The sequence below is a fragment of the Saccharothrix hoggarensis genome, assembly GCF_052936025.1.
Window position 1 is genome coordinate 5,246,101 of record NZ_CP193624.1, and the last position, 19,955, is coordinate 5,266,055.

The 19,955-nt window shown below is 70.0% G+C and carries 14 protein-coding genes and 2 rRNA genes; 3 read left to right on the plus strand and 13 right to left on the minus strand.

Features of this window, described 5'->3' with window-relative positions; all coding sequences use genetic code 11:
• The first annotated feature begins 39 nt into the window (after window positions 1–39).
• Complete coding sequence (locus ACRAKH_RS23530; RefSeq protein WP_380724739.1) at window positions 40–1,608, plus strand: penicillin-binding transpeptidase domain-containing protein; 1,569 nt, start codon at window positions 40–42, stop codon at window positions 1,606–1,608.
• 89 nt (window positions 1,609–1,697) lie between these two features.
• On the opposite strand, the gene ACRAKH_RS23535 is transcribed toward ACRAKH_RS23530, so the two are convergent.
• From ACRAKH_RS23535 to ACRAKH_RS23550, 4 genes are all read right to left on the minus strand, one after another.
• Window positions 1,698–3,605, minus strand: coding sequence for an ABC transporter ATP-binding protein (locus ACRAKH_RS23535; protein ID WP_380724738.1), 1,908 nt, complete (start codon window positions 3,603–3,605; stop codon window positions 1,698–1,700).
• Window positions 3,606–3,774: 169 nt separating this feature from the next.
• Window positions 3,775–4,590 carry an enoyl-CoA hydratase/isomerase family protein gene (locus ACRAKH_RS23540; protein ID WP_380724737.1) on the minus strand — a complete coding sequence of 272 codons (816 nt, stop codon included), beginning with the start codon at window positions 4,588–4,590 and terminating at the stop codon, window positions 3,775–3,777.
• A 66-nt stretch (window positions 4,591–4,656) separates the two neighbouring features.
• Entirely contained in the window at window positions 4,657–4,866 is a 210-nt protein-coding gene (locus tag ACRAKH_RS23545) for a helix-turn-helix domain-containing protein (protein ID WP_015103570.1), read from the minus strand.
• A gap of 176 nt (window positions 4,867–5,042) precedes the next feature.
• Window positions 5,043–6,671: an ABC-F family ATP-binding cassette domain-containing protein gene (locus tag ACRAKH_RS23550; protein WP_380724736.1), complete on the minus strand. Its 1,629-nt coding sequence runs from the start codon at window positions 6,669–6,671 to the stop codon at window positions 5,043–5,045.
• A gap of 178 nt (window positions 6,672–6,849) precedes the next feature.
• Between ACRAKH_RS23550 and ACRAKH_RS23555 the strand changes: the two genes are divergently transcribed.
• A complete protein-coding gene (locus tag ACRAKH_RS23555) occupies window positions 6,850–7,623 on the plus strand; it encodes an SDR family oxidoreductase (RefSeq protein ID WP_380724735.1) in 774 nt (257 codons plus the stop codon).
• A 108-nt stretch (window positions 7,624–7,731) separates the two neighbouring features.
• Here the strand turns inward: ACRAKH_RS23555 and ACRAKH_RS23560 are convergent, their stop codons facing one another.
• The 5 genes from ACRAKH_RS23560 to ACRAKH_RS23580 all read right to left on the minus strand — a co-directional run bounded on the left by ACRAKH_RS23560 (window position 7,732) and on the right by ACRAKH_RS23580 (window position 10,528).
• Window positions 7,732–8,235, minus strand: a complete 504-nt coding sequence (locus tag ACRAKH_RS23560; protein ID WP_380724734.1) for a hypothetical protein — start codon at window positions 8,233–8,235, stop codon at window positions 7,732–7,734.
• Window positions 8,228–8,743 carry a SigE family RNA polymerase sigma factor gene (locus ACRAKH_RS23565; protein WP_380724733.1) on the minus strand — a complete coding sequence of 172 codons (516 nt, stop codon included), beginning with the start codon at window positions 8,741–8,743 and terminating at the stop codon, window positions 8,228–8,230. The genes ACRAKH_RS23560 and ACRAKH_RS23565 overlap by 8 nt, the downstream gene beginning before the upstream one ends.
• A gap of 4 nt (window positions 8,744–8,747) precedes the next feature.
• On the minus strand, window positions 8,748–9,164 hold the full coding sequence (locus tag ACRAKH_RS23570) for a hypothetical protein (RefSeq protein ID WP_380724732.1): 417 nt from the start codon (window positions 9,162–9,164) through the stop codon (window positions 8,748–8,750).
• A 120-nt stretch (window positions 9,165–9,284) separates the two neighbouring features.
• Window positions 9,285–9,956 (minus strand): acVLRF1 family peptidyl-tRNA hydrolase, encoded by a 672-nt coding sequence (locus tag ACRAKH_RS23575; RefSeq protein WP_380724731.1) that lies wholly within the window; start codon window positions 9,954–9,956, stop codon window positions 9,285–9,287.
• Entirely contained in the window at window positions 9,953–10,528 is a 576-nt protein-coding gene (locus ACRAKH_RS23580) for a hypothetical protein (protein WP_380724730.1), read from the minus strand. Before ACRAKH_RS23580 ends, ACRAKH_RS23575 begins: the two co-directional genes overlap by 4 nt.
• A 312-nt stretch (window positions 10,529–10,840) precedes the next feature.
• Here ACRAKH_RS23580 and ACRAKH_RS23585 point away from each other — a divergent pair, with 312 nt between their 5' ends.
• Complete coding sequence (locus ACRAKH_RS23585) at window positions 10,841–11,818, plus strand: hypothetical protein (RefSeq protein ID WP_380724729.1); 978 nt, start codon at window positions 10,841–10,843, stop codon at window positions 11,816–11,818.
• A gap of 61 nt (window positions 11,819–11,879) precedes the next feature.
• Here ACRAKH_RS23585 and ACRAKH_RS23590 read toward each other — a convergent pair whose 3' ends face one another.
• The 4 genes from ACRAKH_RS23590 to ACRAKH_RS23605 all read right to left on the minus strand — a co-directional run bounded on the left by ACRAKH_RS23590 (window position 11,880) and on the right by ACRAKH_RS23605 (window position 19,857).
• Complete coding sequence (locus ACRAKH_RS23590; protein WP_380724748.1) at window positions 11,880–14,633, minus strand: S8 family serine peptidase; 2,754 nt, start codon at window positions 14,631–14,633, stop codon at window positions 11,880–11,882.
• A 180-nt stretch (window positions 14,634–14,813) separates the two neighbouring features.
• Window positions 14,814–16,382 (minus strand): deoxyguanosinetriphosphate triphosphohydrolase family protein, encoded by a 1,569-nt coding sequence (locus ACRAKH_RS23595; RefSeq protein ID WP_380724728.1) that lies wholly within the window; start codon window positions 16,380–16,382, stop codon window positions 14,814–14,816.
• Window positions 16,383–16,538: 156 nt separating this feature from the next.
• Window positions 16,539–16,655, minus strand: a 5S ribosomal RNA gene (gene rrf, locus ACRAKH_RS23600).
• A 121-nt stretch (window positions 16,656–16,776) separates the two neighbouring features.
• Window positions 16,777–19,857, minus strand: a 23S ribosomal RNA gene (locus tag ACRAKH_RS23605).
• Window positions 19,858–19,955 lie beyond the last annotated feature (98 nt).

The window sequence follows — 19,955 nt, forward strand, 5'->3', positions numbered from 1 at the left end:
ACGTTCGAGTTAACCTCCGACGTACAAGGGGGGTTATTCGTGAACACGAGAACGAAGCGGTGGGTGCTGGCGGCCGGGGGGCTCACGGCGGTGGCGGTGATCGTCACGGGCGGGATCGTGCTGTGGTCGGACGAACCGCAGGCCGCGCCCAAGCCGTCGCGGCCCGGTCCGGCCGCCGTCGCCCAGCAGTTCGTCAGCGCGATGATGTCCGGACAGGCGGGACAGGCGGCGGCGGTCACCGACGCGGCGGACGCGGCGGGGGCCGCCATCGCCCGCACCCAGCAGGGCATGCCGGACGCGAGGTTCCAGGCGACCATCGGTTCGGCGCCGCAGGTCCCGGAGGGCACGACGACCGCGTCGCTCGACGCGAACGTCACGTGGACGCTGCCCGGCGGCGTGCCGTTCAAGTACCAGACCACGATCGAGCTGCGCCAAGTCGACGACCACTGGCGGGTCCGCTGGGCGCCGACCGTGCTGCACCCGCGGCTCACTGAGGGCCAGAGCCTCGCCTACTCGGCCCTCCCCGGTGACGGCGCCCTGCTCGACCGCACCGGGCAGCCGGTGCCGGCGGGCTTCGCGCCGACCGTGATGGGCTCGGTGCGGCAGAGCGTCGGCTCGCTGGCCGGCGCGCCCGGCTGGCAGGTCGCCGTGGTCGACGCCGCGGGCGCGCCGGTGGCGGTGCTGCAGGAGCAGAAGGCCGTGCCGGGACCGACGATGACGGTCACGCTCGACCCGAAGACCCAGACCGCCGCGCAGGCCGCCGTCGACCAGGTCGGGCAGGCGGCCGTGCTGGTGGCGGTCCAGCCGTCCACCGGCGAGATCCTCGCCATCGCGCAGAACGCGCCCGCCGACGCGCAGGGCCCCATCTCGCTGCAGGGCTACTACGAGCCGGGCTCGACGTTCAAGGTCGTCACGGCCACCGCGGCGCTGACCGCCGGCCTGGCGACCGCGGACACCCCCGTCGAGTGCCCCGGCAAGGCCACCATCGGCACCCGGCAGATCACCAACGAGGACTCGTTCGAGCTGGGCACGGTGCCGCTGCGCCGGGCGTTCGCCGCGTCGTGCAACACCAGCTTCAGCCGGCTGGCCGCCGAGCTGCCCGCCGCCGCGCTGCCGCAGGCCGCCGCCTACTTCGGGCTGGCGTCCGACTTCGCCGTCGCGGGCATCACCACGAACACCGGCAAGATCCCGCCCGCCGACTCCGTGCCGGCCCGGGTGGAGGCCGGCATCGGCCAGGGCCAGATGCTGACCACGCCGTTCGGCATGGCCCTGACCGCGGCCACCGTCGCGACCGGGCGCACCCCCGTGCCGCAGTTGATCCGCGAGATCCCCACCGAGGGCGACCGGCCCGCGCCGCTGCCCGGCAACGTCACGGGCGCGCTGCGGTCGATGATGGGCGAGGTCGTCACCGGCGGCACCGCGCGGGAGCTCGCCGGGTACGGCGGCGTGCGCGGCAAGACCGGCACCGCCCAGTTCGGCGACGGCACGCGGGCGCACGGCTGGTTCATCGGCTACCGCGGCGACCTGGCGTTCTCCGTGCTCGTCGTGGACGGCGGGTCGTCCAAGGTCGCGGTGTCCGCCACCGGCACGTTCCTCGGCGGCCTCTAGCGCCGACGGGTCCGGGTCGGGCCGCCGCGCCCGCCCCGGACCCGTCACACGCAGGCCGGCCGTCACACGCAGACCGACTCGTCACACCGTCACACCGCGCCGGACGTCTCCAGGTCCGCCGCCGCGTCCGAGTCCTCCGGGTCGGGCGTCTCGTCGAACTGGGTGCGGTAGAGGTCGGCGTACCGGCCCCGGGCGGCCAGCAGCCCGGCGTGCGTGCCGCGCTCGACCACGTGCCCGTCCTCCACGACGAGGATCTGGTCCGCCGCCCGGATCGTCGACAGCCGGTGCGCGATCACGATCGCCGTCCGGCCGCGCAACGCCTCCGTCAACGCCACCTGCACCGCCGCCTCGGACTCGGAGTCCAGGTGCGCGGTGGCCTCGTCCAGGATCACCACGCGCGGCCGGGCGAGCAGCAGCCGGGCGATCGTCAGCCGCTGCCGCTCACCGCCGGACAGCCGGTAGCCCCGCTCCCCCACGACGGTGTCGAGGCCGTCGGGCAGCGACTCCACCAGGTGGTCGAGGCGGGCCCGGCGCAGCGCGTCCCACAGCTCGTCCTCGGTCGCCTCGGGCCGCGGGTAGGCGAGGTTCGCCCGGATCGTGTCGTGGAACAGGTGGCCGTCCTGGGTGACCACGCCGACCGCGCCGCGCAGCGACTCGAACGACAGGTCGCGGACGTCCACGTCGGACAGCCGCACCGCGCCGGCGTCCACGTCGTACAGGCGCGGCACGAGCGACGCGATGGTCGACTTGCCCGCGCCGGACGACCCGACGAGCGCCACGAGCTGCCCCGGCTCGACGCGGAAGCTGATGCCGTGCAGCACCTCCTCGCCGCCCCGCGCGTCCAAAGTGGCCACGGACTCCAGCGACGCCAGCGACACCTTGTCCGCCGCCGGGTACGCGAACCGCACGTCCTCGAACTCCACCGACACCGGGCCGTCCGGCACGCGGCGCGGCTCGTCCGGCTCGGCGATCATCGGCTTCAGGTCCAGCACTTCGAACACGCGTTCGAACGACACGAGCGCCGTCATCACGTCGACCCGCGCGTTGGCCAGCGCGGTCAGCGGCGAGTAGAGGCGGGTGAGCAGGAGCGCCAGCGACACCACCGTGCCCGCGGCCAGGTCGCCGGTCAGCGCCAGGTACCCGCCGAGCCCGTAGACCAGGGCCGTGGCCAGCGCCGACACCAGCGTGAGGCCGGTCAGGAACCACCGCGTCGCCATCGCCGTGCGGACGCCGATGTCGCGGACCCGCGCGGCGCGCTCGGCGAACTCCTCCACCTCCGCCTCGGGACGGCCGAACAGCTTCACCAACGTCGCGCCGGGCGCGGAGAACCGCTCGGTCATCTGGGTCGTCATGCCCGCGTTGAGGGTCGCTGCCTCGCGCTGGAGTTCCGCCATCCGGGTGCCCATCTTCCGGGCGGGCAGCACGAACACCGGCAGCAACAGCAGCGCCAACGCCGTCACCTGCCACGAAAGGGTGAACATGACGCCGAGGGAGAGGCCGAGCTGGATCACGTTGGTGACCACGCCCGACAGCGTCGACGTGAACGCCCGCTGCGCGCCGATCACGTCGTTGTTCAGCCGGCTCACCAGCGCGCCGGTGCGCGTGCGGGTGAAGAACGCCACGGGCATCCGCTGCACGTGCTCGTACACGGCGCGGCGCAGGTCGTGGATCAGGCCCTCACCGATGCGCGACGACTGCCACCGCTCGACCAGGCCGAGCGCCGCGTCCACGATCGCGATGCCGGCGATCGCCACCGCCAGCCACACGACGACGGACACGTCCCGGCCGCCGACGATCGCGTCCACCACGCGCCCCGCGAGCACCGGCGTGCTCACCGCCAGGACCGCCGACACGACCGTGAGCAGCAGGAACACGACCAGCTTCGCCCGGTGCGGTCCGGCGAACCCCCACACCCGGCGGAACGTGCCGGGCCGTACCCCGGCAGGCACGTCGGACGCCCGCATCGCGCTGCGCATCAAACCCCAGGAACCGTCCACGGTAGACAGCAACGCCGGCGGAGGGCGTGGCGTTCCCCGCTCGGGTGATCCGGGTCGCGTGGGCGGGCGTCACGTCCACCGCGGCCACCGCGCACCGAAGATCGCGTACCGCCCCGGTGGACAGACCCGGCGGACAGACCCGCGGTCAGGCCGTTGGACAGACCTGTGGTCAGGCTTGGGGACCCGCCAGGGCGCTCAGCTCGGCGAGCCGGCGCACCTGGGCCTCCCGCTCGGCCCGCAGCTGCTCCGCCTCGGACGCGCCGTCCGCCGCCGACGCCAGCAGCGCCAGCGTCTCCCGGACCGCGCCCGGCATCGGCCGCGACACCTGCGCGACGAGGTCGTCCACCGCCGCGTCCAACCCGTCCGCGGGCACGACGACGTTCGCGAGGCCGATCCGCAACGCCTCCTCGGCGCCGACCCGGCGTCCGGTGAGGCAGATCTCGGCCGCGCGCGAGTACCCGACCAGGCGCACCAGCGGCAGCGTGCCGCCCAGGTCGGGCACGAGGCCGAGGGAGGTCTCGGCCATGCAGAACTTGACGTCGTCGGCGGCCACGCGGAAGTCGCACGCGAGGGCGAGCTGGAAGCCCGCGCCGATCGCGTGCCCGCGCACCGCGGCGACCGTCACCCGGGCCGGGTCGCGCAACCAGCGGAAACCTTCCTGGAACTCCGCGATCAGCGCCGCACCGTCCTCGGGTCCGCGCCGCGTGATCTCCGACAGACCCGGTTCGCCCTCCACCGGGGCACCCGTGAACATCCTCCGGTCGAGCCCGGCGGAGAAGGCGCGACCGGAACCCCGGACGACCACGACGCGGACGTCCGGGCCCAGCTGCTCGCCGATCGTCCGCAACGCCACCCAGGTCGACGGCGTCTGTGCGTTGAGCACGTCGGGACGGTCGAGCGTGATCGTCGCGCGCGGTCCCTCGACAACGAGCCGCACGCCTCCGCGTTCCAGCAGGTCGGCGTCGATGGTGGTCGGTGCCGACATGTGTGGACCTCCGGGTTTCGTCAGGCGTCGTCTCTCCTCGGCGCCTAGATGTTACCGGAGGGTAGCTTACTTCTTCTTCGTGCGGGTGGCGCCACCGCGACCGCGCAGCTGCACACCGGACTCGCTGAGCACCCGGTGCACGAAGCCGTAGGAGCGTCCGGTGGACTCGGCCAACGCCCGGATGCTCGCGCCCTTTTCGTACTTCTTCTTCAGGTCAGCGGCCAGCTTGTCCCGCGTGGCGCCGGTGATCCGGGCGCCCTTCTTCAGGTCAGCCACCTTGTCCCGCCTTCCGTAGACAGCAGGTCGGGCCTTGAAAGCCCCTGTCGTCGCAATGATCGAACACGGAGACCAAGAACGCCAGGTGATCAAGCGAAATGATCGGCGAGCGGTCGTGTGATCACGCAGGGTCGATCAGCGCTCACCGTGCGGGACGAGGTGTGAAAACCGTTGGCTCAGGCCAACTGCACGAGCTCCAGGTACTCCTGGGACCAGTGGTCCTCGGTGCCGTCGGGCAGCAGGATCACCCGCTCGGGCTCCAGGGCCTCCACCGCGCCGGGGTCGTGCGTGACCAGCACGACGGCGCCCTCGTAGCGGCGCAGGGCGTCGAGGACCTGCTCGCGGCTGGCCGGGTCGAGGTTGTTGGTCGGCTCGTCCAGCAGCAGCACGTTCGCCGCGCTCGACACCAGCCCGGCCAGCGCCAACCGGGTCTTCTCGCCACCCGACAGGGTGCCCGCGGCCTGGTCGAGCTGCTCGCCGCTGAACAGGAACGTGCCGAGCAGGGACCGGAGCTGCTGCTCCGGCACGTCGGGCGCGGCGTGGCGGATGTTCGCCCACACCGACGCCTCGTGGTCGAGCGTCTCGTGCTCCTGGGCGAAGTAGCCGAGCTTCAGCCCGTGACCGGCGATCACCTCGCCGCTGTCCGGGCGTTCCATCGACCCGATCAGGCGCAGCAACGTCGTCTTGCCCGCGCCGTTCAGCCCGAGGATGACCACCCGGGAGCCGCGGTCGATGGCCAGGTCGACGCCCGTGAAGACCTCCAGCGAGCCGTACGACTTGCTCAACCCCTCGGCCGTCAACGGCGTCTTGCCGCACGGGGCGGGCTGCGGGAAGCGGATCTTCGCGACCTTGTCCGCCTGGCGGGTGTCCTCCAGCCCGGACAGCAGCTTCTCGGCGCGGCGGGCCATGTTCTGCGCGGCGACGGCCTTGGTGGCCTTCGCGCGCATCTTGTCGGCCTGCGCCATCAGCGCGCCGGCCTTCTTCTCGGCGTTGGCGCGCTCGCGGCGGCGGCGCTTCTCGTCGGCGGCGCGCGCTTCGAGGTACTTCTTCCAGCCCATGTTGTAGATGTCGACCTCGCCGCGCGTCGCGTCGAGGAACCACACCTTGTTCACCACGTCGTCCAGCAGCTCCACGTCGTGGCTGATCACGACCAGGCCGCCCTCGTGGGACTTCAGGAACCCTCGCAGCCACGCGATCGAGTCGGCGTCGAGGTGGTTCGTGGGCTCGTCGATCAGCAGGATCGTGCTGGACTTCGCGCCCACGCCCCCCTCGGAGGCGGCGAACAGGATGCGGGCCAGCTCGACGCGGCGGCGCTGACCGCCGGACAGCGTGCGCAGCGGCTGGGCCAGCACGCGGTCCGCGAGACCCAGGTTGGCGCAGATGCGGGCGGCTTCGCTCTCGGCCGCGTACCCGCCGAGGGCGGCGAACCGCTCTTCGAGGCGGCCGTACTTCCGCACGGCGTTCTGCAGCTCGGTGTCGTCCACCAGCTCGGCCATGGTGGACTGCATCTTCTCCATGTCGCGGAGCAGCTGGTCCAGGCCGCGGGCGGACAGCACGCGGTCCTTCGCGATGACCGACAGGTCGCCCTCGCGCGGGTCCTGCGGCAGGTAGCCCAGCTCGCCGGTGCGGCGCACCTCGCCCGCGTACGGCTGGCCCTCGCCCGCGAGGACGCGCAGGGAGGTCGTCTTGCCGGCGCCGTTGCGGCCGACGAGGCCGATGCGGTCGCCGGGCTGGACGCGGAGGGTGGCGCCGGACAGCAGGATGCGCGAACCAGCGCGCAACTCGACATCGGTTGCGGTGATCAAGTTTTACTCCGGGATCGTGGTCGTGCGAGGTCAACGGCGCGGCTCAGCGCGGGACCTACTCGAGCAAGATGACCACGACCCCAGTCTACGGGTGATGGCCACCGGATTTCCCGGGTGTGTCCACCGGCATAGGTCCGACGCATGCCCCACCGCGGGCGACGGGCCTAGATTTGCCGCCATGACTTCGGACTTCACGGGCAGGGCCGCCCTGGTCACGGGCGCGAGCCGCGGCATCGGGTACGGCATCGCGGCGGAGCTGCTGGCGCGCGGCGCGTCGGTCACGATCACCTCGCGCAAGGCCGACGCCGTCGCGGCGGCCGCGGAATCTCTGGCGGCCACGACCGGCGTGTCACCCGATCGGGTGTTGGCGGTGCCGGGGAACGCGGGCAACGCCGACGAGCGGGCGGAGGCAGTCGAGGCCACCGTGGCCCGGTTCGGGCGGCTGGACGTGCTGGTGAACAACACCGGCATCAACCCCGTGTTCGGCGCGTTGATGGACGCCGACCTCGACGCCGTGCGGAAGATCTTCGACGTCAACGTCGTCGCCGCGCTCGGGTTCACGCAGCTGGCGTGGAAGGCGTGGATGCGCGACCACGGCGGGGCGGTGGTGAACATCGCGTCGGTCGGCGGCCTGCGGTCGACCGGCGTGATCGCGGCGTACGGGGCGAGCAAGGCGGCGCTGATCCGGCTGACGGAGGAGCTGGCGTGGCAGCTCGGACCCAAGGTGCGGGTGAACGCCGTCGCGCCCGCCGTCGTGAAGACGCGCTTCGCGGAAGCCCTCTACACCGGGCGCGAGGAGGAGGCCGCCGCCGGCTACCCGATGAAGCGGCTCGGCACGCCGGAGGACGTCGCCCGGCTGGTGGCGTTCCTGGCCTCGGACGCGGCCGAGTGGATCACCGGCGAGACGGTCCGGGTCGACGGCGGCCTGCTCTCCACCGGCACCCTGGGCTGATCCGGCGGCGCTCGAGCCGGTAACCCTTCGAGTACCACTAACCCTTCGATTAACAGTCGAATGCGCCGCTGCCGAGGTGCGGGCGTCCCCAGGAGGGCTCCGGACCTGTCAGCGGGTCGTGGTCTGCAACGCCCCGGTGAGCCTCGGCGTCGTGACGGTCGTCGTGGTGACGGTCGTCGTGGTGAGGCCCACGCCGGTGGTGTTCGGCGTCGTGGTGCGGGTGGGCGTGGCCGGCTGCCCGGTCGTGCCCACCGACGGTCTGGTCGTGGTGGACGTCGGCGGCTGCCCCGTGGTGGCGCCGGCGGTGGTCGACGGCGGCGCGGTCACGGTGGGGCTCGGGGGGACGTGCGGGGCGCTCGTCGTGCTCGTGCCGACCGGCGCGGGAGGCCCGGCCGGGGAGTCGTCCGCGGGGTCCGGCGACTGGTTCAGGGCGACGGCGACCACCACCGCGACCATCGCGGCGGTGCCGGTGCCGGTGGCCGCGACCGCGTAGCCACGGCGGCGGCGCCTGACCCGCGCGCCCCGGTGGACGATGTCCACGGCGCCGAACGTGCGTGGCAAGGGCTGGATGTTCAGCTCCTCGAACGTCTTCCTCAGCTCGTCCTCAAGCACCGCGCGACACCTCCTGCCACAACGCCCCGAACTCCGGTCCCAAACTCTGCCGCAACGCCTTGAGGCCGCGGCTCGTGTTGCTCTTCACCGTGCCCACCGAGCAACCGAGCGCCGCGGCCGTCTCCTCCACCCCCAGGTCGTGCCAGTACCTCAGCACGAGCACCGCCCGCTGCTTCGCGGGGACGGCGCCCAACGCCTGCCACACCACCAGCTTGTCCTCGCTCAACGACCCCGCCGCCGGAACCTCCGGCAGCACGTCGGTGAGCTTCTCCCGTTTCCACCGCACGCGGCGGCGTTCGGCCAGGAACGTGCGCACGACGATCTGCCGGAGGTAGGCGTCCAGCCCGTCCCGGTGCGCGAGCCCCGGCCCCGCCAGGTACAGCTTCAGGAAGGCGGACTGCACCACGTCTTCGGCCTCGTGGTGGTTGCCGCACAACAAGAACGCGGTGAAGCGCATCGAGTCGGCGCACCGGTCGAAGTAGTGGGTGAATTCCGCGTCCCAGCTCACGCCGTCAGCGCCTCGTCGTGACCGTGGTGCTCGTCGGGTACGGCGTCGTCGGCGCCGGCCACGGCGTCGTGGTCGTCACCGGCGGCCTGGTCGTCGTCACGGGCGGCCTGGTCGTGGTCGTCACGGGGACGCCGGGCGACGTCGTGTACGTCGGCGTCACCGGCGGGCGGGTGGTCGACGTCGGCCGCGGCGTGACCTCGACGCTGGTCGTGGACGGCGGCGCGGTGGTGGTCGGCCGCGGCGCGGTGGTGGTCGTCACGGGGACCGACGTGGGCGACCAGGTCGCCGTGGTGCCCGGCGGCTGGGTCGTGGTCCGGACCGGAGCCTCGTCGCCGCCGCCGGACGCGAGCGCGGGCACCGCCACGGCGATACCGCCGAGCACGACGGCCCCCGCCGCCAGCACGAGTCGTTTGCGCAGCACATCTGCTCCTCGGGTTCCTGGAGCCACCGCCGGTCGGCGCCCCCTCACCCTTATGAATGCGGTCGGGTCCGGCGGGGGTTGTCACGAGTTGCCACGAGTTCCCACGGGTTCTCGCAGGCGTCACGGGTTCTCGCGGACCACGACCTCCACCGCCCGCGCCCGCACGGCCGCCTCGTCCAGCACCGCCCGCCGCGGCTCCGGCACGTCCAACACCCTCGGTGACGCCAGCGCGAACACCTCGCCCAACCGGCGGTCACCCCGCAAGGCGTCCAACGCCTGCCGGTCACCGCCCAGCACGACGGCGTCCAACTCGCCGACCCGAGGCGCCAGCACCCGCGCCGCGTCGTCCGCCGCCGCCTGGAGGGCGACCCGCGCCTGGCCCTCCCGCCGCCGCGCGAACCGCTGCTGCGACCACCCGCCGGCCTTGTTGCGCCCGTGCACCTGGCGGCTGTCCGTGGTCGACACGAGCACCTCGCCGTCCTGCGCCACCCCGATGCTGTGCCCGCCGAGCCGCACGAGCAGCAACCCGATCCGGCGCGGCGCGCACGCGTTCGCCAGCAGCGCGTCCAGCACAAGACCATCAACGTCACCCTGAGGGGTGAATTCACCGAACGCGGCGGACACCGACGCCGTGGCCCCGTCCACCGCCGTGACCAGGCACCGGGACGCCGTCACCGACGTCGACACGACACCGCCGTGCCGGGACGCGAACCGGTCGAACCACCCTTCCAGGCGTTCCGGCGGCACCTCCACCGCCCGCCCACCACCGGCGACCGGGCGGACCCGGCTCATGCCGGCGCGACCGCGACCCACACCGGCAGCGGGTGCCCGCACTCGGCGGGCGAGAGCCGCTGCACGGCGCCGAACCCGGCCTCCGCCAGCGCGGCCGAGACCTGGTCGGGCGACAGCACGCGGTGCCGGGTGGCCACGGTGTTCGCCACCTCCCACGTCTCCGCGCCGCGCACCAGCTGCACGACCTCCAGCGCGTACGACTCGCCGTCCGGCGACCAGTCCCACAGCTGCACGGTCACCTGCCGGTCGGGCCCGCGCCCGGACACCTTCGGCGGCGGCGCGGTGGGCCGCAGCGAGCCGAGCTTGTCCAGCTCGGGCACGGCGGCGACGAACAGGCCGCCGGGGCGCAGGGCCTGTCGGGCGAGCAGGAGCGCCTGGTCGAGCGCGTTCTCGTGGGCCAACCGGGGCAGCAGGTCGTCGCCCGCGCGGACCACGTCGACCGGCGGCCCGCCGTGGTGGCGCACGACGTCCACGAGGTCGAGCACGGTGTGGTGGCCGGCACCGAGCACGGCGGCGGCGACCTCCGTCAGCGGGTCCTCCGGCAGGGGCACGAGGTCCTGGGCGGCCGTCACCGGGCACACAGTAGGGCCAACGGAGCGGCCTCCGCCAACGGCCCGAGCCACGCGGGGGCCACCGGGACCGCGATCAGCGCGCGCCGGCTCCGAAGGGGGTGCCGCAGCGGTCGGGCCGCCCCCGTTGCACAATGTTACCGACGGGTTTACAAAGGGAGAAGCACAGGCGATCACCACTTGACAGAACGATGCCCATCCCAGTGAACTCGTAACCCGTATGGACCAACCATTGACTCCGCTCGGAAGGCACCAACGCCCTGCGTTGGCGGGTAGGGTCACTGGGGCGTGATCTCATGACAGCGGGGAGTCACAATGACCAACGCTGCCGGTCGACCCAACCTGTCCGTCGACGACCTCGACTCGACGGGCCACGGCAGTCTTGCGCAGCTTCTCACCACGGGGCCCTTCCCCGAGGCGCTGAGAGCCGCGATCAAAGCGAGCAGGCTGAGTCTCGACCGCATCCAGCACCGGCTCGCGCTGCGCGGGGTCACCATCAGCGTCGCGACGCTGAGCTACTGGCAGTCCGGCCGCCGTCGACCTGAGAGGCCGGAGTCCCTGGAGGCGCTGCGCCACCTTGAGACGGTGCTCGGGGTGCCGCAGTCCGGCCTGTCCGCGCTGCTCGGCCCGCCGCGACCGCGCGGGAGGCGGTCGCGACCCACGACGATGATGCCGATCGACGCGCTGTGGGCGCGTCGCGAGCGGGTCGCGAACCTGCTCACGAAGGTGGACACGTCCTCGGACGTGAAGCTGGGCCGGATCAGCCAGCACGACCGCATCGAGATCGCCGCCGACGGCGGTCAGCGCTCGGTGTGGGTGCGGCAGATCCTCCGGGCCGAGCAGGACGGCCCCGACCGCTGGGCGCTGGTCTTCGAGACCGAGGAGTCCGACGTGCTGCCGGCGGTGGTGAACCTGCGCAACTGCCACCTCGGCCGGGTCGCGGAGGACACCGACGCCAACATCATGGTCGCCGAGATGATGTTCGACCGGCCCCTGGCCAGGGGCGAGACCATCATCATGGAGTACGAGCTGCTGTTCGCGGAGGGCCACTACCCGGCCGGGAACAACACGTTCGCCCGCAAGTTCCGGCTGCCGGTGCGCGAGTACGTGATCGAGGTGCGGTTCGACCCGTCGTACCTGCCCGCCCGCTGCCAGCAGTTCAGCGTCCCCGCCGGTGACGACACGCCGTCGCGGCGGCGCAACCTCGCTCTGGACAACGCGGGCGGCGTGCACGCCGTGGCGCTCGGTTTCGGGCCCGGCGTGTTCGGCATCCGCTGGGAGTGGCCGAAGTAACATATGACGACAAGGGCCCCGGGAGCGCGCTCCCGGGGCCTTTTCACGTCGTGCCGGTCACTCAGACGTAACCGTTGATCTTCAGCGAGACCGCGCGGATCGAGCCGCGGTCGGACGACACCGCGTCCACGACCTTGAACTTCCACGTGCCGTCGACCGGGTCGGCGAGCAGCGCGTTCAACGAGGTGGTGGGCTTCCACGTGCCGGTGAACGGCGCCATCGCGCTGGTCACGGTCGAGAACGCCCGCTCGGCGGAGTCGTCGAACACGACCTGGCACAGGTTGTTGCCGGTCGAGCCGTTGCGCTGGAACACCGTCGCCGTCGCGCCGGACGGCGCGGTCAGCGTGCCGACCAGGTCGCCGACGAACGTGTGGTCGATGCCCACCGTGGTCGCGCCCGTGGCGGCGCTGCATGTGGCGCCGTCGACGGTGAACGCGATCCGCGACCCGCGGCCGACGCCGCTGACCGGGATCTCCACCGTCGCGCCGACCGCGTCGTTGTCGGGGATGGCGACCACGGGGCCCTCGTACGCGAACGTCTTCGTCTCACGCGACGGCTCGCCCACGGTGAGCGTGAACGTGCTCGTGGTCGGCGACGTCGACCCGGCGAAGGTCACCCGCGCGTCCAACCGGACGGCCGAGCCCACCTGCGTCGTCGCGGGCAGGGTCACCTGGAACGTGTTGGTGACCGTCTGGCCGACCTCGACGTTGCCGTAGTGCTTCGACCGCGGCGCGATCGTCACGCCCGCGGTGGGCGTGGTGAGCACGAGGCTGGTCGACGCGGCCAGGCCGTCACCCGAGTTCCGCACCGGGACGGTGAGCGTCGCCGTGGTGCCCGGCTTGAGGTACTGGCTGCCGTCGCTGTCGTTGACCACGGACGGCTTCAGCGCCTTCGCCAACGGCTGCGGCGACGCGCCGGTGTAGGCGAGGACCAGGTCGGCGCGCACGACGCCGGCGCCGGTGCGGTTGTCCGCGCCGGCCTCCGCGATGTCGATCGCGGTCGCGGTCATCGCCTCGCGCACCTCGGCCGGGGACAGGCCGGGGTTGCCGGACAGGACGAGCCCCGCGATGGCGGCGGCGTTCGGCGCGGACGCCGACGTGCCGAAGAACGGGTTGAAGCCCGGCACGCTGGTCTGCACGCCGTCCGCCGCGGTCAGGTCGGGCTTCTGCCGGACCTCGTCGAGCGGGGTGCCGTCGGGCGCGAAGAACAGCCGGCGCGGCCCGTCGGACGTGAACCGCTCGGGCTTCTGCGTGCCGTCGAAGGCGTTCGGGAACGGGCCCCGCGGGTTGGCCGGGTCGCCCGGCTCCAGGTCGAACGGCAGCGGGTTGTTCGCCGGGGCCGCCGCGACGCTGATCGCGCCCTTGGCCGCCGAGTGGCCGCGGGTCACGCCGGACGTCGAGAACTTCTTCAGGCCGTCCGACGAGTCCTTGAAGCGACCGCCCAGGGCGGACAGCGCCAGGTACTTGTCCTCACCGCGGAACTTCACCACGGCCAGCCGCAGACCGGTGCCGCCCGCGGGCGTGGTCAGCCGCTCGTACGGGTCCTGCGTGCCGTCCTGCGTGCCCTGGCTGAACGCCACCACGTTGCCCTGCGCGTTCGCCAGGTACAGGTCGTAGTCGTTGAACGACGACGCCAGCGGGTCCGCCCAGAACAACGTCACCGGGACGTTGCCGGAGCTGTCGGACAGCGGGTTGAACACCTGCTTGGCGTCCGGGGACGGGTTGAAGTCGTGCGCGGTGCCCGCGAACTTGCCGACGCCGACGCCGGAGTCGACGAACCGGCCCTCCCAGTGGCCGGACGTGCCGTCGGCGAGGTTGCCGTCGTTGCCGGCGGAGGAGAAGAACAGCGCGCCGTCGGCGGTGACCGCGTCCACGGCCCGCGCGATCACACCGTCCTGGAACGGCGACTCGTTGAAGTAGAGGACGTCGTCCACGATGACGTCGCAGCCGAGCTGGAAGCGCAGGCCGCGGATGTTGTCGGCGAAGCTCGCGTCACCGTTGAACGCGGTGGCGAAGCCCAGGCTCGCGTTCGGCGCGATGTCGTGGAGGATCTCCAGCATCGCGGTGCCCTCGTCGCCCGAACCCTCTTGGCTGGGCAGGATTTCCACGCCCGCGGGCAGTTCGCCGGACGCCTGCGACACGGCCAGGGAGTCGACGCCGTCGGAGAGCGCGCACAGCTTCACGCCGGTGCCGGTGACGCGGAAGTCGTCGCGGGCGGTGTCCGCGGCGTGCGCGCGGTCGCCCTCGCCGGTCCGGACGGCCCGCGCCCCCAGCAGCGCCTCACGGGTGCGCGACTCGATCTTGGCGGCCTTGTCCTCCTTGGAGGCGACCGGGTCCGCCTTGCGGTCCCGCACGTGGAACGTCTTGGCCTCGACCGCCGTCTCGACGCGGCGCACGTCGCCGCGCGCGGACAGCTTCTCCAGCGCCGCCAACGGAAGTTGGGCGCGAACCGTGCGGCCCTCGGTGGAGACGGACCGGATGCCGCCGCCCGCCGAGCGGACCGCGCCGACCAGCTCGTCGGTGACCTCGTGCGCGCGGATGTCCACCACAACGGTGTTTCCGCTGTGGACCTTCACGCCGGTCTGGAGCGCGGGGAGCTTGCTCAACGTGCCGGCGTTCGCCCGGCGACGGCCCTCCACCACGAGCGCGCTGTCCATTTTGGACTCGGCACCGGTGAGCGACTTCTTGATGTCCTGCAACGCGGCGATCTGCGCGGCCGTCCGGTCCTCGACGCCCTTCGACGCCTTGGTCGGGTCGGCGGAGGCGGGCGACGCGACGCCCAGGGCCAGCAGCACCGCGGCGCCCGCCGCGAGCACGGTGTCTCTTCGCAACCGACGTTTCGGTGAACGCACAGGCGTCTCCCCCAGTTCGTGCGTGCCCCCGACGCACGCGGCCGGCGGTCGGAACGCTCCGACCGAGGGGTCAACGTATTGCGCACGGCCAAGTACCGTCTGCCACCGTTCGGCCTACTTGGTAGATGGTCGAGCCATCACATTTCACAGTACGAAAGCATCCGTCCACAGCTGACCGGTGCGGCCGGACAGCGCGTCGAGCAGCGCCGCGGCCTGGTTGTCGGTGAGCGACGCGATGAAGTCGACCACCGCGCGGCCCCGTGCCAACGCCCGCACGGCGTCCGGTCCCGACGGCGTCTCGCCCGTGGCGCCCACCAGCACGGACGGGTCCGTCCGGGCGAGCACCGCGTACTCGGCGCCCGCCAGCTCCACCAAATCGTGCAACCGGCGCGGCAGCCGGTTCGCCTCGTGCCGGTCGGTGACCCACTGCTCCAGCGCCTCCACCAGCGCCGTCAGCAGCCGCGCCTGGCCGCGCTGGTGCAGCGCCAGGTCGGGGCGCAGCAGCACGAACCGGCGGTGCACGAACTTCAGCACCTGCACCTCGTGCCACTGCGGCACGGCCAGCACCACGTGCCCGGACCGGGTCGTCGGCTCCTCGACCACGCCGACCGAGTCCACCAGCCGCCGCGTCCAGCGGGCGGAGAACCCGGCGACCGCCTGCTCCGCCTCCACCGAACCGTCGAACGGGACGGCGAGCAGGCCGTCCACCAGCTCGGCCCGCACCTTGGCCACGGCGTGCGCGAACGCGTCGTCGTCCACGGCCCACGAGTCCTTGGCGTGCAGCCGGCGGCGCAACGCCTCCAGCGAACGGCCCGGTCGGCGTTCCTGGGCGGCGAGGTCGGCGGCGCTCAGCCCGGCCAGCTCGATCGCGTTGTCCAGCCACGTGTTCAGCTCGGCCGACACGGTGGCGTGCTGGAGCACCCCGACCCGGTGGAAGTCCTCCAGGTCGTGGATGGCGTAGGCGATGTCGTCGGCGGTGTCCATCACCGACGCCTCGACGGTCTGCTGCCACTGCTCCAGCCTGCCCACGTACGGCGCGCGGGACTGCTCCACGTCCTCCAGCTCGGTGACGTAGGCCGAGAACTTGCTGGAGCCGGTGCCCGGCCCGTCGGACGGCTCGGCCGCGCCACGCGGCGGCGCGGACATGTCCTTCGGGTGCGGCCGCGGGTACGACAGGCGCGTCCACGGGTACTTCAGCATCGCCGCGCGCACCGCGACCGTGAGGTCGAGCCCCACCGCGGCCGGGCCGCGCACGTCGGTGGTGGTGACGATCCGGAACGACTGGGCGTTGCCCTCGAACCCGTCCGACAGGCCGAACCGGTGGCGGGCGAGCCGGTCGAGCACCTGCTCGCCGAGGTGCCCGAACGGCGGGTGGCCCAGGTCGTGCGCCAGCGAGGCGGCCTCCACGACGTCCGGGTCGCAGCCGCCGAGCTTGTCCAGCAGGTTGGTGTGCTCGGGGCGGGCGTTGAGGCGTTCCGCGATGGCCCGCGCGGCCTGGGCGACCTTGAGGCTGTGCGTGAGCCGGTTGTGCACCAGCAGGCCCGAGCCGGTCGAGCTGACGACCTGCGTGACACCGCCCAGGCGGGCGAAGAACGGGGAGCTGGCGACCCGGTCCCGGTCGACCCGGAACGGGCTCGTGGCGAGATCGGCCTGGACCGGGGCGTTCCCACCGGAACGCCGCCGCGTCCGGGGATCGGCGTGCTCGTCGTGCATGACCAGAACTTAGTCGCACCGCCGCGGCTCGGCTCGTGCCCGGTACGCGGACCGCCGACCGTCACCGGTTCGCCACCGTCTGCAATGCGGTTCTGAACGCAAAAATGCCCTCAGGGGCATCCGCACAAAACGGATGCCCCTGAGGGTCAACGATATGTTCGGCGGCGTCCTACTCTCCCACACCCTCACGAGTGCAGTACCATCGGCGCTGGAAGGCTTAACTACCGGGTTCGGAATGGGACCGGGTGTTCCCCAACCGCTATGACCACCGAAACACTATGAAATTACCAACCCGTAGGCACCCAACCCCACCACCCAGGACAAACGTCCCGACAGTGGACCAGGTGGTCCGGTTCGGTTCTTTCAGAACCGCACAGTGGATGCGTAGCGTCTTCGTAGCAAGTCCTCGGCCTATTAGTACCGGTCAACTCCAGCCGTTACCGACCTTCCATCTCCGGCCTATCAACCCAATAGTCTCTTGGGGGCCTTAACCCACAAAGGGTGGGATACCTCATCTAGGAACAGGCTTCCCGCTTAGATGCTTTCAGCGGTTATCCCTTCCGAACGTAGCCAACCAGCAATGCCCTTGGCAGGACAACTGGCACACCAGAGGTCCGTCCGTCCCGGTCCTCTCGTACTAGGGACAGCCTTCCGCAAGTATCCTACGCGCGCGGCGGATAGGGACCGAACTGTCTCACGACGTTCTAAACCCAGCTCGCGTACCGCTTTAATGGGCGAACAGCCCAACCCTTGGGACCTACTCCAGCCCCAGGATGCGACGAGCCGACATCGAGGTGCCAAACCATGCCGTCGATATGGACTCTTGGGCAAGATCAGCCTGTTATCCCCGGGGTACCTTTTATCCGTTGAGCGACCACGCTTCCACAAGCCATGGCCGGATCACTAGTTCCGACTTTCGTCCCTGCTCGACCTGTCGGTCTCACAGTCAAGCCCCCTTGTGCACTTGCACTCGACACCTGATTGCCAACCAGGCTGAGGGAACCTTTGAGCGCCTCCGTTACCCTTTGGGAGGCAACCGCCCCAGTTAAACTACCCACCAGGCACTGTCCCTGATCCGGATCACGGACCGAGGTTAGACATCCAGTACGACCAGAGTGGTATTTCAACGACGACTCCACACTGACTGGCGTCAGCGCTTCACAGTCTCCCACCTATCCTACACAAGCCGAACCGAACACCAATACCAAGCTATAGTAAAGGTCCCGGGGTCTTTCCGTCCTGCCGCGCGTAACGAGCATCTTTACTCGTAATGCAATTTCGCCGGGCCTGTGGTTGAGACAGTCGAGAAGTCGTTACGCCATTCGTGCAGGTCGGAACTTACCCGACAAGGAATTTCGCTACCTTAGGATGGTTATAGTTACCACCGCCGTTTACTGGCGCTTAAGTTCTCAGCTTCGCCCCGAAAGACTAACCGGTCCCCTTAACGTTCCAGCACCGGGCAGGCGTCAGTCCGTATACATCGTCTTGCGACTTCGCACGGACCTGTGTTTTTAGTAAACAGTCGCTTCTCGCTGGTCTCTGCGGCCGAAAAATCCTAGCCCGCAAGGGGCTTCAAATCCCTCGGCCCCCCTTCTCCCGAAGTTACGGGGGCATTTTGCCGAGTTCCTTAACCACAGTTCGCCCGATCGCCTCGGTATTCTCTACCTGACCACCTGTGTCGGTTTGGGGTACGGGCCGCATGAACACTCACTAGAGGCTTTTCTCGGCAGCATGGGATCACTCTACTTCGCCTCAATCGGCTATGCATCACGTCTCAGCCTTATATGACGTGCGGATTTGCCTACACGTCGGCCTACACGCTTACACCAGTACTACCACTCACTGGCGGAGCTACCCTCCTGCGTCACCCCATCGCTTGACTACTACAAGTTCAGGTCCCGCGCTCCACGTCACCCCACTCCCGAAGGAGTGGAATGGGCTTCGGGCGGTTAGTATCACAAGGTTCGCCATGGGCGCGTTCACACGGGTACGGGAATATCAACCCGTTGTCCATCGACTACGCCTGTCGGCCTCGCCTTAGGTCCCGACTTACCCTGGGCGGATTAGCCTGGCCCAGGAACCCTTGGTCATCCGGCGGACGAGTTTCTCACTCGTCTTTCGCTACTCATGCCTGCATTCTCACTCGTCCAGCCTCCACACCTGGATCACTCCGGCGCTTCAACGGCTGAACGACGCTCCCCTACCCATCCCGACAGAATCGGAATGACACGGCTTCGGCGGTGTGCTTGAGCCCCGCTACATTGTCGGCGCAGGACCACTTGACCAGTGAGCTATTACGCACTCTTTAAAGGGTGGCTGCTTCTAAGCCAACCTCCTGGTTGTCTGGGCGACCCCACATCCTTTCCCACTTAGCACACACTTAGGGGCCTTAGCCGGCGTTCTGGGCTGTTTCCCTCTCGACTACGAAGCTTATCCCCCGCAGTCTCACTGCCGCGCTCTCACGTACCGGCATTCGGAGTTTGGTTGATTTCGGTAAGCTTGTGGGCCCCCTAGACCATCCAGTGCTCTACCTCCGGCACGAAACACACGACGCTGCACCTAAATGCATTTCGGGGAGAACCAGCTATCACGGAGTTTGATTGGCCTTTCACCCCTAACCACAGCTCATCCCCCAGGTTTTCAACCCTGGTGGGTTCGGGCCTCCACGCGGTCTTACCCACGCTTCACCCTGGCCATGGCTAGATCACTCCGCTTCGGGTCTAGACCACGCGACTATGAACGCCCTATTCGGACTCGCTTTCGCTACGGCTACCCCACACGGGTTAACCTCGCCACGCAGCACTAACTCGCAGGCTCATTCTTCAAAAGGCACGCCGTCACCCCTAAAGGCTCCGACGGATTGTAGGCACACGGTTTCAGGTACTATTTCACTCCCCTCCCGGGGTACTTTTCACCTTTCCCTCACGGTACTAGTCCGCTATCGGTCACCAGGGAGTATTCAGGCTTAGCGGGTGGTCCCGCCAGATTCACAGCGAATTTCACGAGTACGCTGCTACTTGGGAACACCGTCAGGAGACACCGGGTTTTCACGTACGGGACTCTCACCCTCTACGGCCACGCTTTCCAGACGCGTTCCGCTAACCACAGTGTTTTATGACTCCTCGACCGTCCGGCAGAACGATCAGACAGGTCCCACGACCCCGTACACGCAACCCCTGCCGGGTATCACACGAATACGGTTTAGCCTCTTCCGCTTTCGCTCGCCACTACTCACGGAATCACGGTTGTTTTCTCTTCCTGCGGGTACTGAGATGTTTCACTTCCCCGCGTTCCCTCCACATGCCCTATGTGTTCAGGCAAGGGTGACCCCACATGACTGGGGCCGGGTTTCCCCATTCGGAAATCCTTGGATCTCAGCTCGGTTGACAACTCCCCAAGGCTTTTCGCAGTCTCCTACGTCCTTCATCGGCTCCTGGTGCCAAGGCATCCACCGTGTGCCCTTAATAACTTGCCACAAAGATGCTCGCATCCACTGTGCAGTTCTCAAAGAACAACCAGACACCACAACCCACTGCCATCGCCTACCAGATCCGAAGACCGGCGGTTCGAAGG